This window comes from Pseudomonas sp. LBUM1657 (assembly GCF_059716075.1).
The window spans coordinates 606690-622351 of sequence record NZ_CP166799.1 but is presented as its reverse complement, the minus strand read 5'-3'; the positions used below and the strand labels follow the sequence as shown (position 1 = coordinate 622351).

Below are 15662 nucleotides of genomic sequence, written 5' to 3'. Positions count from 1 at the left end.
CACTTCCATAGAAGGTGACGCAAACCGGATTAGCCTCCAGGAGATCGAGATGAGCGACATGCATTTGTCTGATGTAACCACCCTTCGCGAACGCGCCCGCAAGAACGTCGAGAACGGTGCGGTGACCGAAAGCTACAGTGCCGACCGCGAAGAAGTGCTGCGCCTGCTCAACGAGTCGCTGGCCACCGAACTGGTCTGCGTGTTGCGCTACAAGCGCCACTACTTCATGGCCAACGGCCTTAAAGCCCAGGTCGCCGCCGATGAGTTCCTCGAGCACGCGACCCAGGAAGCCCAACACGCTGACCGCCTGGCCGAACGCATCGTGCAACTCGGCGGCGAGCCGGAGTTCAACCCTGATCTGCTGTCGAAAATGTCCCACGCCCAGTATGTGGCGGGTAATACGCTCAAAGAGATGGTCTACGAAGACCTGGTCGCCGAGCGCATCGCCATCGACAGCTACCGCGAGATCATTCAGTACATCGGCGAAAAAGACCCGACCACCCGGCGCATCTTCGAAGACATCCTGGCCCAGGAAGAAGAGCATGCCGATGACATGGCCGATATACTGAAAGACTTATAACTATCAACTACAGCCTTATCGCGCCATATACGCGATAAGGCTTTAACTACCAATCCAAACAACGCTCAAACCTGAAGTTACAAACCCCAAGTAGACTTTTTTCAGAACGGACTTATTCTAACAACCACAACCCACAGGTTGTTCAAATAACCAAGTAAAGGAATACTTCCGTGCATCTAGAAGAACGACTCGAATTTATTGATTCCCTGACGCCATTGAGCAACGCACCTGACCAACTAATTATCAGGCCTCGATTTTTCCAAAACCCATCACCCCATGACATTAACAAGCCGACTGCAAGTGTATTGCCTGACACGATCGATGCGTTCCTCCCAGGGGTTTCGCAACATATTATCGACGATGTCAATCTTTGCAAGTTAGTAATGCAAAATGCGGCAACCAAACTGTTCCCCGCAGATGATCAATTGTTCGAATGGTACCGATACTATGTTGATGGCCTGACCAAACTTGGTTGGGTGACTCAAAATCGGCATATGCAAGAAGTCACTATCAAAAAAATTGGCCTGACAATGGATCAGGTTGCCCTGGAAATCGCAGCGAGTTTGGTCGGCACCAATCAGGCACTGCTACTTGCAAACATTGCGAAACAGGCGGTAGATGCAGTGCAAAACAGCCCAACGGCTATCAAAATCTTTGACCACAACAAAAAAATCGGTACACAAGCCAAATTCGACATCGCACCGGTCTGGGTCGATAACGGCGGGCAACCGAACATGATCCTTAACTGCATTTCCCTGGATGCCCGGGAAAGTACGCGTGGCATCCTGTTCTGGAAATCCACCAAACAGTCCACCACCGTGAAAACGGGCGCCGTGCGTACTTATCTGGATGCCAAGGTTTTTTCCGGTTTACGTGGCGTGCTGTATAACAAGTTCAGCGAAAGTGGAAAACAGTTCATCGAAGACCTTCCTGACTTTTAATAATCGCCCAATTTTTTGACTCTAGTTTAAAATCGGCAGACGCTTGCCGATTTCAACCTCTCCATAAAAATATTACACAGAGCCAATTATGACAAAGCCAGTGATTGAAACTTATCTTGTGAGCGGAAACATAACTATTTTTTGCGGCGTTCATTCCAACACTTTCAAAAATGACATTCTATATTCCAGCCTGCTCGGCCAACTTGTCGCCGCAAAGGAGGGCAATGATCGAGAGTTATCATGGTCAAGCCATGTCGACACCATAAAAAAAATAGGGTGGGTCATTAACAGTCGAGAATTTCAGCGTTGTGAGTTCGGCACCACCAGCCTTCTGAATATTGTGAAAAAAGTTGGCAGCGCCGTCCTGCCATACCCTGAGCAGCAAGCGCTCGCTGATGTTATTTCGGGACTGAAAAAGCTTCCTTTCGACTCATTAGTCACCCGATCCATTATTGAAAAACTTCAAGCCAACGTCTTTGTTGCCAGCGCTCGCAGTGAAAGTATCCCAGCAACGAAGTCATCAGCCTCTACCGCAGTTTTATTGACGATCGTTCGCACCGACAAAACCGTCGTCACGCTGCAAATTTCCTTCGAAACGACCCACGCGATTGATATCAACATCCTGAATCAGCCTGTGCTGAAACCAATCGCCGACGCAAAGACCAACATTCGATTGCTGTGCAGCTCACTGGATGAACGTCAATACACCCCGATCAGAGATTCGATTATCAAAAAACTTGGCGGCAGAATCGAAACCGACTTGCTTCAGGTCCCTGCACCGCTCAGCTTGAACTGAAAAACTAATGAAACCTATTGTTAATCGCTCTCGAACCTGCGTTTCGGGAGCGATTAAACGCGTTCAGACACAAGTCAGTTTTTGACAGCCTTGGGCGCCTTGCCAGCCTTCATCTGCTCCAGCAACGGCGCACACTGATTCGGCTCGCCCCCGCTCGGCGCCACCAGTGCCAGCAACCCCGCCGCTGGCGCGGCAATCACACCCAACGCCACCATTCCCGCGCCACGCAGAATGAGCGGTACCGCTTTCACCCCCGCCTCCGGCTTGATGAACTTGCCCCGCACATACAGCGGCGAACGCAACGAGATCAAGCGCCAGCCCTTGGATTCCGGAGTGATGGTCAGGTCCAGCTGTTCAGTCGCCATGTTCGCTGTGCCGTCGATGTAGATGATCGCGTTCTCGGTATCGAAAACGAACAGCCGCGTGGTCGCCAGGCCGGTCTTGATGTCGAAGTCGGCCGCAGCGCAGTTGATCTTCACTTCCTTGTCGCCAAAGATCTTGCCCACTACATAGTTGCCGACGTTGAGTCCGGCCAGTTCCATCAGTTCGCGACTGATGGCGCCGTCGTTGATCAGCATCTTCAAATTGCCATTGGCGCTGCCCAGCAGTTTGGCCACCGAGTTGCCACGGCCGGTGATGTCGGCATCACCGTTGAGTTCGCCGAAGCTGGTTTTCATCGGTTCAAAGGTTGGGAACAGTTGCTTGAGCTTGAACTTGCGCGCCGTAAATTTCGCCCGGCCTTCCAACGGCTCGGTTCGACCGTTCAGGCGAATCTGTGCATCCAGGTTGCCGCCCGCCACGCCGAAACGCAGGGGTTCAAGGCTGAGTACGCCGTCAGTGAGTATCAGGTGGGTGTAGAGATCGTTGAACGGCAGCTTTTCGCTGTGGACGATGCGCTTGCCGGTGAACTCGACATCGGCGTCCATATCGCGCCAGCGCTCGGTCTTGAACTCTTCGACTGGCAGCACCTTGTCCGCTGGCTGCTTGCTTTCACCACCGCGGGCCTTTTGCTTGGCGTTGGAGTCAGCGCCGATCAACGGCGCAAGGTCGGCAAACAACAGTTGATTGGACACCAGCGAGCCGCTCAGTTTCGGCCGTGGCTGACTGGCGACATAGGCCAGGCTGCCATGAATGTCGCTCGCGCCAATCTTGCCGTTGAACTCTTCATAGCGGAACACCGCGCCGTCCGCCTCATGCAGCTTGGCGATCAAATGACCGTCCGTGGCATACGGCGGGGTGTCCGGCAAGGTCACGCCGGTCAACGGATACAGATTGCCCAGGCTGCTGCCGGCCAGTTTCAGGCGCAAATCCAACGCACCGAGGTTCAGCGGGTCGGTCAGGGTGCCGGCCAGCTCGACGCTGGTGTCTCCGATCTTGACCTGAGCCTGGAGCGGAAACGGTCGGGCCGCGTCCTGCAACGCCAGCAGGCCGCCGATCTTGCCTTCGCCGGCGAGTTTCTGGCCGTGGTATTGGCCTTTGACCTTCAAGGCGAACGCGTAATCCATAGGCGCGGAGCCTTTCTCCTGCGCCGTTTTTGCCGCCTTGTCGCCAACGATATCGCTGAACGGAATCGGTTTGCCCAGCGGGTCGATGATCAGGTCGAGCTGAGTCTTCAGGTTCTGGTCGTCGAGGGTGACGTGCCCCTTGTCGAAGCCGATGGCGCCGATGTCCACCACCCAATTTGAAGGCTCGGCGTCCGGGTCCTTGGGATCGAACGTGAAGGTCCAGTTCGCGCGACCGTCGGCCAGGCGCTGCAGATCGGCATTGGGTTCGGTGAGGTCGATGCGCGGAATCACCACCCGCTGCGCCAGCAAGGCCAGGGGCGAGAGGCGCAGTTCGACGCGCTTGAGGGTGACCATCTGCGGTTTTTTCGACCAGTCCGGATTGCCCAGGGTCAGGTCCTCCGCCACCACATGCGGCCACGGCACCCAGGCGCGCCAGCCCCCCTCGTCGAGCTCGCGCTGCCAGACCACCGCCAAGTTGCCGTTAATGGCAAACGGACGGTGCAGCTCTTCGGAAACTTTGGCATTGAGGGGCGGTTTGATCCGGTTCCAATCGAAGAACACGATGACCAGAACCAGTACGGCCAGCAGGACGATAAGGCTGGCGAAGGTCCAGGCAAAAATCTTACGAGTGCGCGTCATTGCACAGGGCTCCTGATACGACTGAGCGCCCGGACCGCGACGCACGTGTGAAACGTTAGGCCAGAACCGGCCTGCCATGGAATCTACGACTGAAAAACGGCTCGCAGGTTTAATCGAAACACCGATCCGGACGCAAATAGCCGTTCGGACGCGGACACTCCCTCCATTTGGCGTTACCGCACCCGCACTTTTACGTGGCGCAAGTGAGTCGAAAATACCCACTCCGGTGCGAAATCGTTCGCCGGAAACGCCCGTTCTAGAGCCATTTCACGGAACAATCAATTCCGTTGATTATTACCATTGCGTTTATGAACTTTTATATCGACTTATCGAGAGTAGCATTGCCCTCGTACCCACTTTATCGCCCTCCTACGGAGCACCCAATCATGAAACGCGAATTACTGCTTACTCTTACTCTCTCAATGCTGGCCAGCACTGCTTTTGCCCTGCCGGCTGCTGATCAAGCCACTCCGCAAGTGAAATCGAGCCACTCGGTGTTCAGCCAAACCGTCGCTGCTGATGGCTCCGACCGCACTCCACAAGGCCAGACCCTGGCTGAAGGCGGTAACGATCGCCTGAAAGAAAAAGGCCTGATCACTCAAGATGGCTCGGACCGTACTCCACAAGGTCAAACCCTGGCCGCTGACGGTTCCGACCGCACCCCACAAGGTCAAACCCTGGCTGCTGACGGTTCCGATCGCACTCCACAAGGTCAAACCCTGGCTGCTGACGGTTCCGACCGCACCCCACAAGGTCAAACCCTGGCTGCTGACGGTTCCGATCGCACTCCACAAGGTCAAACCCTGGCTGAAGGTGGTGGTGACCGCGTCATCGAACGCAACAGCGCTTTGAGCTAAGCCCATGGCGGCCCTGAAAAAAAGCCCAATCCACGGATTGGGCTTTTGACTTTATAGCTGTTCACTTTATAGAAACTGCACTTCCCTCGCGTGATCCCCCGATAGTCGTTCGACGCCGGCAAAGCCGATTTGCTAGAGTGCGTCGCTGTCCCTGTCCAGAAAACACCCTTGCGATGCTGCCCCGCGCCGAACAGAAACAACAGACCCGCAACGCCCTGATGGACGCTGCCCGCCATTTGATGGAATGCGGCCGAGGATTCGGCAGCCTGAGCCTGCGCGAAGTCACGAGGACCGCCGGGATCGTCCCCACCGGTTTCTACCGACACTTCGCCGATATGGATGAGCTGGGTCTGGTGCTGGTCAGCGAAGTCGGTCAGACCTTCCGCGAAACCATCCGCCTGGTGCGCCACAACGAGTTCGTCATGGGCGGCATCATCGATGCCTCGGTGCGGATCTTTCTCGACGTGGTGACGGCCAATCGCTCGCAGTTCCTGTTTCTGGCCCGCGAGCAGTACGGCGGTTCGCTGCCGGTGCGCCTGGCCATTGGCCGTTTGCGCGAAGACATCAGCTCGGACCTGGCGGCCGACTTGTCCTTGATGCCAAAACTGCAACACCTGGACATTGCCGCCCTCAGCGTCATGGCCGATTTGATCGTTAAAAGCGTGTTCGCAACCCTGCCGGACATCATCGACCCGCCGGCCGAGGCGCTGCCCGAACATCTGACGCCCCAGGCGAAGATCACCCAGCAGCTGCGGTTTATCTTTATCGGCCTCAAACATTGGCAAGGGCTGGGCAGCACTGAATAAACACATTCCCTGTGGGAGCGGGCTTGCTCGCGAAGGCGGTGTGACAGACAACATTGATGTCGAATGACACTCCGCCTTCGCGAGCAAGCCCGCCCCACAAGCGCCGCCTCAATTTGGTGCAGTCAAAAATCTCCCGCACCAATTTCACCCAAAATCCTCGACGCCCTGCCCCTCGCCCTACGCCTCTGACGGGCATTTCCTACGCATCACCCGATTGGCAAGCCCCTTGCTCTAGCCTGACTATCGTCCATTGCTGGAAGCCTTCCGATGCTGGTGATTCATCGCAGAATCGACCCTCAACCCGTCTGGGCCGCCGAGTTGCACCTGACCTTCGAAGCCCGGAGCAAAAGCCGTTTGCGCTGTTTCAGTGCTGAGGAAGAAGACGTCGGGTTGTTTTTGGAGCGCGGTCAACCGCCGCTGCATGATGGCGAATGCCTGCAAGCCGAAGACGGGCGCATCGTCCGCGTCTGCGCCCGCCCCGAACAATTACTGCACGTTACCTGCGCCAATGCCTTCGAGCTGACTCGCGCCGCCTATCACCTGGGCAATCGCCACGTAGCCCTGCAAGTGGGTGATGGCTGGCTGCGCCTGCTCGACGACTATGTACTCAAAGCCATGCTCGAACAGCTGGACGCCAAGGTCGAGAACATCGAAGCCCCGTTCCAGCCCGAACACGGCGCCTACGGCGGCGGGCATCATCATTCGCGCCATGGCGACGAAGATTTCAATTACCCGCCGAAACTGCACCAGTTCGGCGTGCGTTTATGAACCCGGCCTGGGCGCTACTGCGTCTGGCCAGTCCGCAATTGCCGATTGGCGGCTACAGCTATTCCCAGGGCCTGGAAATGGCGGTGGATAACGGCCGCGTCAACGATCCCGATAGCGCGCGACGCTGGATCAGCGATCAATTACTGCTGAACCTGGCGCGCTTCGAAGCGCCGCTGCTGCTTGCCCATTGCGTGGCAGCCGCCGAGGAAAATTGGGGTGAGCTATTGCAGCGCTGTGAAGAACACCGCGCCAGCCGGGAAACCCGCGAGCTGCATCAGGAAAGTCGGCAGATGGGCTACTCGTTGCAGCAATTGCTCAACGGTTTGCCGGAGCTGGATGCACCGGCCCGCGCCTTCCTTGAACAACGTACCGAACCGCACCTGGCCCTCGGTTGGGCACTGGCAGCTCGCGCCTGGAATATCAGCGCGCAAGACGCCCTGGCCGCCTGGCTCTGGAGCTGGCTGGAAAACCAATTGGCGGTGCTGATGAAAACCCTGCCACTGGGCCAGCAAGCCGCGCAACGCCTGACCAGCGAACTGCTGCCGCTGCTGCAAGAGGCCCAGCAGAACGCCACCCGAATCAACCCCGAACACTACGGCAGCACCGCTTTCGGCCTGTCCCTGGCGTGCATGGCACATGAGCGCCAGTACAGCCGTCTGTTCCGTTCCTAGGGCCTGTTATTTTGGAGAATCACATGAACACACAACCTCTACGCGTCGGCATTGGCGGCCCGGTCGGCTCCGGCAAAACCGCACTGACCCTGGCCCTGTGCCTGGCCCTGCGCGACCGCTACAACCTGGCGGTCGTGACCAACGACATCTACACCCGCGAAGACGCCGACTTTCTGGTGCGCAACGAAGCCCTGGCGCCGGAGCGGATCATCGGCGTGGAAACCGGTGGTTGCCCGCACACGGCGATCCGCGAAGATGCCTCGATCAACCTCGAAGCCGTGGACCAACTGAACCGCCGCTTTCCTGGGCTGGACCTGATTCTGGTGGAGTCTGGTGGCGACAACCTTTCGGCGACGTTCAGCCCGGAACTGTCCGACCTGACCATCTACGTGATCGACGTCTCGGCCGGCGACAAGCTGCCGCGCAAAGGAGGGCCGGGGATCTGCAAATCCGACTTGCTGGTGATCAACAAGATCGACCTCGCACCGCTGGTAGGCGCTTCGCTGGAGATGATGGACAGCGACACCAAGCGCATGCGCAACGGCAAACCGTTTGTCTTCAGCAACCAGAAAACCGGCCTGGGCCTGGAAGAAATCATCGCCTTCATCGAACGCCAGGGCCTGCTGACCGCGGCCTGATTACGCTCAACTGTTATCAACAAGGAAGCTTATCCATGACACTTAAACGCATTCTGGGCGCCATGGCCCTGCTGCTGACCCCAGCCATCGCCTTCGCCCACCCGGGCCACGGCGACAACGGCTTGATCGCCGGCATCAGCCACCCGATCGGCGGTCTCGATCACTTGCTGGCGATGGTTGCCGTCGGCTTGTGGGCAGCGCAGCAGCAAGGCGCCGCGCGTTGGGCGCTGCCGTGCACATTCGTCGGCACCATGCTGCTCGGCGGGTTGCTGGGTTTTGAAGGACTGAACTTGCCAGCGCTGGAAAGCGGGATTGCGGCGTCGGTGTTGGCGCTGGGTCTGGCGGTGGCGCTGGCGGTGCGTCCGCCGTTGAGCGTGGCGGTGGGTGCGACCGCGCTGTTTGCACTGTTCCATGGCGTGGCGCATGGTTTGGAGCTGCCGGACATGTCGAGCCCTTGGGCGTATGCGGCAGGGTTTGTGGTGGCGACGGCCATATTGCACGCAGCGGGTTACGCGGTGGTGCGTGTCTTGCCTCAGGCAGCGGCACCGTTGATTCGACTCGCCGGTGCGGCTTCGGCGGCGACTGGGGTCTGGTTGTTGGCGGGCTGATTTTTCAGTTGCCTGTTCTGGACTCTTCGCAAGCAAGCCCGTCCCCACATTTGTCCTGTGTACACAGTTCCATTGTGGGAGCGGGCTTGCTCGCGAAGGCGGCCTGACAGACACCGCATCTCTCCAGCCAGCCTCTCTGCTACCATGTCGCGCAATCGCCCCTGCCGTGACGACGCCAGCCAATGCCGCATGTTCCCCGCTCCGCCTCCCAGCCTGAACTGACCGCTCTGTTTGCCTCGGTGCAACAGCACTTCCAGGACGTGATCGTGCCGCTCTGGCAGGGCCCCGGCTGGAATGCCGAGATGGCGCTGCCGTATGAGGCGCTGGACGCCGGGCACCAACCGCTGCCCCCACAGCGCTATCGGGCCATGGCCTGCGCGCGGCAGCTGTATCTGTTTTCCAGCCTGATCGGCCAGGTGCCGGCCGCCGAAGAGCGCGCCGCAGCGCTGTTCCACTCCTTGCAGCAGCATTTCCACGACGCCGAGCATGGCGGCTGGTTCTACAGCATCGATCCGCAGGGCGCTCCGCTGGATCAGCGCAAAGACCTCTACACCCACGCCTTCATCCTGTTCGCCTGCGCCCATTACTGGGACAAAGTCCGCGAACCCGCGGTGGAATCGGTGCTCAACGCTGCACTGGAAGTAGTGGGAAAGCGTTTCGCAACAGGCGACGGCCTCTACGAAGCGACCCTCGACCGTGACTGGTCATCCCTGAACACTGGGCCGTTGCAGAACCCTCTGATGCACTTGGCCGAAGCCTTCCTCGCCACGCTGTCGGTACGCGAAGACATCGCCGTGCAACGCGCACTTGTTGAGTTATGCACAGCCATGCAAAAGCGCTTTATCGATCCGCCACACGGCGTGTTGATGGAAAAGCCGCTGGGGGCTGTGGATAACTGGTTTGAGCCGGGGCATCAGTTCGAGTGGTACTTCCTGCTGGAATCATCGTCGCTGCTACGCGGCTCGACACTCCACGCGTCCCTGGAGCGTGCCTTTGCGTTCACCGAGCAACTGGGCGTCGATCAACAGACCGGCGCAGTGCGGGCGATGCTCGATCTGGAACCGGACGGCCACTCTCGGGACGGCACTCAACGTATTTGGGCTCAGGCCGAGTATCTGCGCGCCCTGACCTTGCGCCCGGACAGCGAGGAATCGGTACTGCGCCAGTTGCAGGCATTGCAGCAGCGTTCTCTGCATACCGGCGGCTGGTATGAGTGTCGGGATGAGAACGGTGAAGTGAGCCGTCGGGATATGCCGTCGACCACGCCTTATCACTTGGCGACGTGTTATCGCGGGCTGGCTGAATATCTTCGTTGATTGATAGATCGCCTTCGCGAGCAAGCCCGCTCCCACTTTTGACCGAGTCCTCCAGAAGAATGCGGTCAATTGTGGGAGCGGGCTTGCTCGCGAAGAACGGTAACGCGGTCCTACGCCTTGCCACCGTTACGCTCAATGGCAAACCCGCTCCAGGTCTGACTCACCGGCATCAATTCCAGGCTGTTGATGTTGATGTGCGCCGGAGCATTGAGCACCCAGAAAATCGTGTCGGCAATGTCTTGCGGCTGGATCGGCTCAGCACCGGCGTAAGTCGCGTTGTAACGCTCCTGGTCACCGGCGAAACGGACCAGCGAGAACTCGCTTTCACACAGGCCTGGCTCGATGTTGCTGACGCGTACGCCGGTGCCTTGCAAGTCGCAGCGCAGGTTCACGGAGAACTGTTTGACGAACGCCTTGCTCGCGCCATACACGTGGCTGCCCGGGTAAGGGTAGTTGCCAGCGACGGAGCCGAGATTGACGATGCCGGCGCCACGGCCATGGGCGATCAGGCGCGGCAGCAGCAGACGCGTGCTGTACATCAAGCCTTTGATGTTGGTGTCGACCATGGTGTCCCAATCATCAAGATTGCACTTCGGCGCCGGGTCAACGCCCAGGGCCAGGCCGGCGTTGTTGATCAGCCCGCGCAGTTTGGCGAAGGACGGCGGCAGGCTGGCAATCGCCTCCTCCATGGCCTTGCGATCACGCACGTCGAGCACCAGGCCATGGACCTCGGTCTGCTTCGACAACTCGGCGCACAGGGCGTTGAGGCGTTCTTCACGACGACCTGTCAGCACCAGTTTCCAGCCGGCCTCGGCAAAACGACGGGCGCAGGCTTCACCGAAACCGGAAGTCGCGCCGGTAATAAACAGGGTGTTGGACATCGTGTTCTCCTTGCTTCGGCTGAAGGTCAGCCATTGGAATAGAAAATCAGCTGGCAGCATGCCCGGCCTCGTCCATAGCGGCAACCACCGTCCACACTGTACAAAAAACGATCAAACCTTACAGCGCCATACCCGCCGTGGCTTGCAGCCATGTACACGCACCTTATCCACAGGCCGGTCCACAGTTTCCGGGGGCAAGTGAAAAATCTGCAAGCCGCTGCCCACAAGGCTTTGCGAGCAATTTGGAAATTTTTTTGCTTGACCCTCACAGCCCTGCTGTGTAGCCCCAAGGCAATTTGCACGATTGAGGGTTAAACCGACGATGGCGCCAAGCCAGTAACTACGGCCCTCAGCCGAGTCTTTCCAGAGTTTAACCACAGACTTATCCACAGGCTGACCCCGCCCGTTCCCACCGGTTTTCGACACCAATAAAAAGGTTGACAACGCGAGGGTCAGCTCCAGCAAAAAAGGCTGATCAAAAAACAACCACAACGCTACAAGCCACGGATTCAAAGGCTTTCAGCCAGCTACTCCCACGTTATTCACAGCCAGCTCCACAGCAAACGGGGACAAGTCAAAACCGTGACAAAACAGTTATTTGCAGCGGCTTTATGTCGCGCTTTGAGAGGTCGTGAATATTGTTTTCCACAATTCACCACAACCATTGTGGGAGCAGGCTTGCTTGCGAAAGCGGTGGCACATTCAGCATCAAAGTGACTGGAACGCCGTCTTCGCGAGCAAGCCCGCTCCCACAGGGGTTGGCGGTGTATTCGAGATAAAAAAAACCCCGGCGATTGCTCGCCGAGGCTGATGACTACAGCGCAGAACTCAGTGGCCGCCGAGGTAAGCGTTGCGCACCTCTTCGTTGACCAGAAGCTCCTTGCCGGTGCCCGTGAGGCGGATCTCGCCGTTGACCATCACATACGCACGATCCGACAGCTTCAAGGCGTGGTTGGCGTTCTGCTCTACCAGGAAGATGGTCATACCGGTCTTGGCCAGTTCCCGCAGGGTCGCGAAGATCTGTTTCACCACAATCGGTGCCAGCCCCAGGCTCGGCTCATCGAGCAGCAGCAGTTTCGGCCGGCTCATCAACGCTCGCGCGATGGCGAGCATTTGCTGCTCGCCGCCGGACATGGTCATGGCACGCTGGGTGCGCCGCTCTTCGAGTCGCGGGAACAACTCGAACATGCGTTGCATGTCTTCCTTGGCGTACTTGTCACCGATAGGAATGGTGCCCATCAGCAGGTTTTCCTCGACGGTCATGTCGGGGAACACCCGCCGGCCTTCCGGCGATTGAGCGATGCCGTGGGACGCGATGTAGTGGGACGACTTGTGGGTGATGTCCACGCCCTGATAGATGATCTGCCCGTCCGCCGCACGCGGCTGACCGAAGATCGACATCAGCAGGGTCGACTTGCCGGCGCCGTTGGAGCCGATCAGGCTGACGGTTTCCCCTTCGTTGATCTGCAGCGAGACTTTCTTCAGGGCCTGGATCGGCCCGTAAAACACGTCCAGTTCCTTGAGTTCGAGGATGGGTTGACTCATAGCGCCACTTCCTCTTCATCAGCGCCCAGATACGCTGCAATCACTTTCGGATCGTTACGAATCGCGTCAGGGCCGCCCTCGGCAATGACGATGCCGTGGTCCAGCACCACGATGTGGTCGGAAATGCTCATTACCATGCCCATGTCGTGTTCGATCAGCACCACGGTCAGATCGTGCTCGTCGCGCAGCAGCCGGATCATCGCGCTCAGCGCTTCGGTTTCCTGAGGGTTGAGGCCGGCGGCCGGTTCGTCGAGGCAAATGATCTGCGGACGGGTGCACATGGCCCGGGCGATTTCCAGGCGGCGTTGCTGACCATAGGACAGCTCACCGGCCAGACGGTTGGCGCAATCCACCAGATCCACCACTTCCAGCCAGTAGAACGCGTGGTCCAGCGCATCGCTTTCGGCCTTGCGGTAACCCTTGGTGTTGAGAATGCCGGACAGCAGGCTGCGGTTGACCCACATGTGCTGGGCCACCAGCAGGTTTTCCAGCACCGACATTTCCCTGAACAGGCGAATGTTCTGGAACGTCCGCGCCAGGCCTGCACGGTTCACCAGATGGGTGCCACCGAACATTTTGTAGAACAGCCGACTGGCAAAGGATTTCGGCGAGACGAAATCGGTCGGTTTGAACGATTCGCCCAGCAACTTGATGACGTTGGTTTCCTCGCCGCGAATGTTGAGCTCGATCTTGCCGCCGGACGCCTTGTAGAACCCGGTCAGGCAGTTGAACACCGTGGTCTTGCCGGCGCCGTTGGGGCCGATCAGGGCGAAGATCGAGTTGCGGTGCACCTTCAGGCTGACATCACTCAGCGCCTTGATGCCGCCGAAGTGCATCATCAGCTTCTCGACCGAGAGTACGACTTCGCTCATGGCGCTACTCCTTTACGCGGGGTCACACCGGTACGGCTGATCCGAATCAGGCCGCGCGGTCGCCAGATCATCATCAACACCATCAGGATGCCGAACAGCAGCACGCGGTATTCAGCGAAGCCACGCAGCAGTTCCGGGGCAACGGTCAGCACGAAGGCCGCAATCACCACACCGATGGTCGAGCCCATGCCGCCGAGTACCACGATGGCGAGGATCAGGGCCGATTCGAAAAAGGTAAACGAGGTCGGGTTGACGAAACCCTGATAGGTCGCGAAGAACACGCCGGCCAGACCAGCCGTCGATGCACCGATGGTGAACGCCGAGAGCTTGACCAGTACGTGGTTCAGGCCCATGGAGCGGCAGGCGATTTCGTCTTCACGCAAGGCTTCCCAGGCGCGACCGACCGGCATGCGGGTCAAGCGGTGCTTGACGTACAACACGGCCAACACCACCAGGAACAACACCGCGTAGATGAAGTAGTACTTCACGTCCGGGTTATAGGCGATACCGAAAAACTCATGGAACGGAACACCACCCTCTTTCGCGCGTTTGCCGAACTCGAGGCCGAAGAAGGTCGGCAACGGAGCCGCCATGCCATTCGGGCCGCCAGTCAGGGACAGCCAGTTGTTGAGGATCAAGCGGATGATTTCACCGAAACCCAGGGTCACGATCGCCAGGTAGTCGCCATGCAGTCGCAGCACCGGGAAACCGAGAATGCAACCGGCAAGGCCCGCGGTGATCGCCGCCAGCGGCAACACCGTCCAGAAGCCCAGGCCGAGGTATTGGTAACCGAGCGCCAGTCCATAGGCACCGATGGCGTAGAACGCCACGTAACCCAGGTCGAGCAGGCCCGCCAGACCGACCACAATGTTCAGGCCCAGGCCCAGCAGCACGTAGATCAGCCCGAGGATGACCACGCCCAGCAGGTAGGAGTTGGAGAAAAACGGGAACACCACAGCGACGACGATCAATATTGGAATGATCCAGCGCAACCGGGTTTTGTAATCAGGCGGCAGTACATGAACCCCGGAGCCGGTGCTTTCAAAGCCTTCGAGAATTCTCAGGCCCTTGGGGGTTTGCAGGAACAGGCTCAGGGCAAAGCGGCCAGCCATGACGATGGCGACAATCCACGCCACACGGGTCGTTTCCAGGTTGAAGCCGTAGCCGTCGAGGACCACGCCGACAATCGGGCCGAACACAATCAGGGCGACAAGGCCGGCGAGAATCGCGTCAACCAGGCTTCTTTTAAGATCAATGGTTTTTTTAGTGGTTGAAGACATCGCTTACACCTTCGACACAAGAGGACGGCCGAGCAGGCCTTGGGGCCGAAAGACCAGAACGAGAACAAGCAGCGAGAAGCTGAAAACGTCTTTGTAGTCCGAGTTCACCAGACCGGAGAACAGCGATTCGGAAATCCCGAGGATGATCCCGCCGAGCATGGCGCCAGGTAGAGAGCCGATCCCGCCGAGTACCGCCGCGGTGAACGCCTTGATCCCGATGATGAAGCCGGCATAGAAGTCGAATGTGCCGTAGTTCATGGTGATCAGCACGCCGGCCAGGGCCGCCATCGCTGCACCGATGATGAACACATAGGAAATCACCCGATCGGTGTTGATCCCCAAAATCGAGGCCATCTTGCGATCTTGCTGTGTGGCGCGGCACATGCGGCCGAGCTTGGTGTACTTGATGACGTAGGTCAGCAGGGCCATCCCGGCAAACGCTGCGACCAGAATGAAGATCTTGGTGTAGGTCAACTGCACAAAACCTGTACCGATTTCAACGCGCCAGGCACCCGTCAGCAAGGTAGGAACCCCTTGTTGCTTCGCGCCCTGGGCGATCTGTGCATAGTTTTGCAGGATCAGCGAAATACCGATGGCGCTGATCAGCGGTGCCAGTCGGGTGGAGTTACGCAGGGGTTTATAAGCCACACGCTCGATGACCCAGCCATACACCGCTGTGACGATGATGGTGAAGATCAGTGTGCCAAGCATCAGCAGAGGGAAGGATTCAATACCGAAGTATGCCAGCAGAGCCAGACTGATCGCCGCTAGGTAAGCAGAGATCATGTAAACCTCGCCATGGGCGAAGTTGATCATGCCGATGATGCCATAGACCATTGTGTAGCCGATGGCGATCAGGCCATAGACCGACCCGAGGGTCAGGCCGTTGACCAGTTGCTGCAGGAAAATACCATCCATAACGCAATCTCACGCATTTGAGAGACTGCACAGAAGCCGGG

The 15662-nt window shown here is 58.4% G+C and carries 16 protein-coding genes; 10 read left to right on the top strand and 6 right to left on the bottom strand.

Translation table 11 applies throughout. The features are described from left to right. The first annotated feature begins 49 nt into the window (after positions 1 to 49). The 3 genes from ACA055_RS02810 to ACA055_RS02800 all read left to right on the top strand — a co-directional run bounded on the left by ACA055_RS02810 (position 50) and on the right by ACA055_RS02800 (position 2317). Positions 50 to 580 (top strand): ferritin-like domain-containing protein, encoded by a 531-nt coding sequence (locus ACA055_RS02810; protein WP_497682264.1) that lies wholly within the window; start codon positions 50 to 52, stop codon positions 578 to 580. A gap of 170 nt (positions 581 to 750) precedes the next feature. After that, the gene (locus ACA055_RS02805; protein ID WP_497682263.1) at positions 751 to 1521 is read left to right on the top strand and encodes a hypothetical protein; all 771 of its coding nucleotides are present in this window, start codon (positions 751 to 753) and stop codon (positions 1519 to 1521) included. An 88-nt stretch (positions 1522 to 1609) separates the two neighbouring features. Beyond that, positions 1610 to 2317 (top strand): hypothetical protein, encoded by a 708-nt coding sequence (locus tag ACA055_RS02800; RefSeq protein WP_497682262.1) that lies wholly within the window; start codon positions 1610 to 1612, stop codon positions 2315 to 2317. Positions 2318 to 2391: 74 nt separating this feature from the next. On the opposite strand, the gene ACA055_RS02795 is transcribed toward ACA055_RS02800, so the two are convergent. Beyond that, positions 2392 to 4461: an AsmA family protein gene (locus tag ACA055_RS02795; RefSeq protein ID WP_497682261.1), complete on the bottom strand. Its 2070-nt coding sequence runs from the start codon at positions 4459 to 4461 to the stop codon at positions 2392 to 2394. A gap of 386 nt (positions 4462 to 4847) precedes the next feature. On the opposite strand from ACA055_RS02795, the gene ACA055_RS02790 reads away from it, so the two are divergent. From ACA055_RS02790 to ACA055_RS02760, 7 genes are all read left to right on the top strand, one after another. After that, positions 4848 to 5318, top strand: coding sequence for a hypothetical protein (locus ACA055_RS02790; RefSeq protein WP_497682260.1), 471 nt, complete (start codon positions 4848 to 4850; stop codon positions 5316 to 5318). A 173-nt stretch (positions 5319 to 5491) separates the two neighbouring features. Continuing rightward, complete coding sequence (locus tag ACA055_RS02785) at positions 5492 to 6124, top strand: TetR family transcriptional regulator (RefSeq protein ID WP_497682259.1); 633 nt, start codon at positions 5492 to 5494, stop codon at positions 6122 to 6124. A 267-nt stretch (positions 6125 to 6391) separates the two neighbouring features. After that, complete coding sequence (gene ureE, locus ACA055_RS02780) at positions 6392 to 6892, top strand: urease accessory protein UreE (RefSeq protein WP_497682258.1); 501 nt, start codon at positions 6392 to 6394, stop codon at positions 6890 to 6892. Further along, the gene (locus ACA055_RS02775) at positions 6889 to 7563 is read left to right on the top strand and encodes an urease accessory protein UreF (RefSeq protein WP_497682257.1); all 675 of its coding nucleotides are present in this window, start codon (positions 6889 to 6891) and stop codon (positions 7561 to 7563) included. Before ureE ends, ACA055_RS02775 begins: the two co-directional genes overlap by 4 nt. A gap of 23 nt (positions 7564 to 7586) precedes the next feature. After that, positions 7587 to 8201: an urease accessory protein UreG gene (gene ureG, locus ACA055_RS02770; RefSeq protein WP_307337797.1), complete on the top strand. Its 615-nt coding sequence runs from the start codon at positions 7587 to 7589 to the stop codon at positions 8199 to 8201. A gap of 35 nt (positions 8202 to 8236) precedes the next feature. Further along, entirely contained in the window at positions 8237 to 8809 is a 573-nt protein-coding gene (locus ACA055_RS02765; RefSeq protein ID WP_497682256.1) for a HupE/UreJ family protein, read from the top strand. Positions 8810 to 8991: 182 nt separating this feature from the next. Beyond that, the gene (locus ACA055_RS02760) at positions 8992 to 10125 is read left to right on the top strand and encodes an AGE family epimerase/isomerase (protein ID WP_497682255.1); all 1134 of its coding nucleotides are present in this window, start codon (positions 8992 to 8994) and stop codon (positions 10123 to 10125) included. A 110-nt stretch (positions 10126 to 10235) separates the two neighbouring features. Here the strand turns inward: ACA055_RS02760 and ACA055_RS02755 are convergent, their stop codons facing one another. The 5 genes from ACA055_RS02755 to ACA055_RS02735 all read right to left on the bottom strand — a co-directional run bounded on the left by ACA055_RS02755 (position 10236) and on the right by ACA055_RS02735 (position 15621). Further along, complete coding sequence (locus ACA055_RS02755; protein ID WP_497682254.1) at positions 10236 to 11006, bottom strand: SDR family oxidoreductase; 771 nt, start codon at positions 11004 to 11006, stop codon at positions 10236 to 10238. Positions 11007 to 11834: 828 nt separating this feature from the next. After that, a complete protein-coding gene (locus ACA055_RS02750; RefSeq protein ID WP_497682253.1) occupies positions 11835 to 12551 on the bottom strand; it encodes an ABC transporter ATP-binding protein in 717 nt (238 codons plus the stop codon). Next, entirely contained in the window at positions 12548 to 13423 is an 876-nt protein-coding gene (locus tag ACA055_RS02745; protein ID WP_497682252.1) for an ABC transporter ATP-binding protein, read from the bottom strand. Before ACA055_RS02745 ends, ACA055_RS02750 begins: the two co-directional genes overlap by 4 nt. Next, on the bottom strand, positions 13420 to 14703 hold the full coding sequence (livM, locus tag ACA055_RS02740) for a high-affinity branched-chain amino acid ABC transporter permease LivM (protein ID WP_497682251.1): 1284 nt from the start codon (positions 14701 to 14703) through the stop codon (positions 13420 to 13422). The genes ACA055_RS02745 and livM overlap by 4 nt, the downstream gene beginning before the upstream one ends. Before the next feature lie 3 nt (positions 14704 to 14706). After that, positions 14707 to 15621, bottom strand: a complete 915-nt coding sequence (locus tag ACA055_RS02735; RefSeq protein ID WP_283182734.1) for an ABC transporter permease subunit — start codon at positions 15619 to 15621, stop codon at positions 14707 to 14709. Between the last annotated feature and the right edge of the window lie 41 nt (positions 15622 to 15662).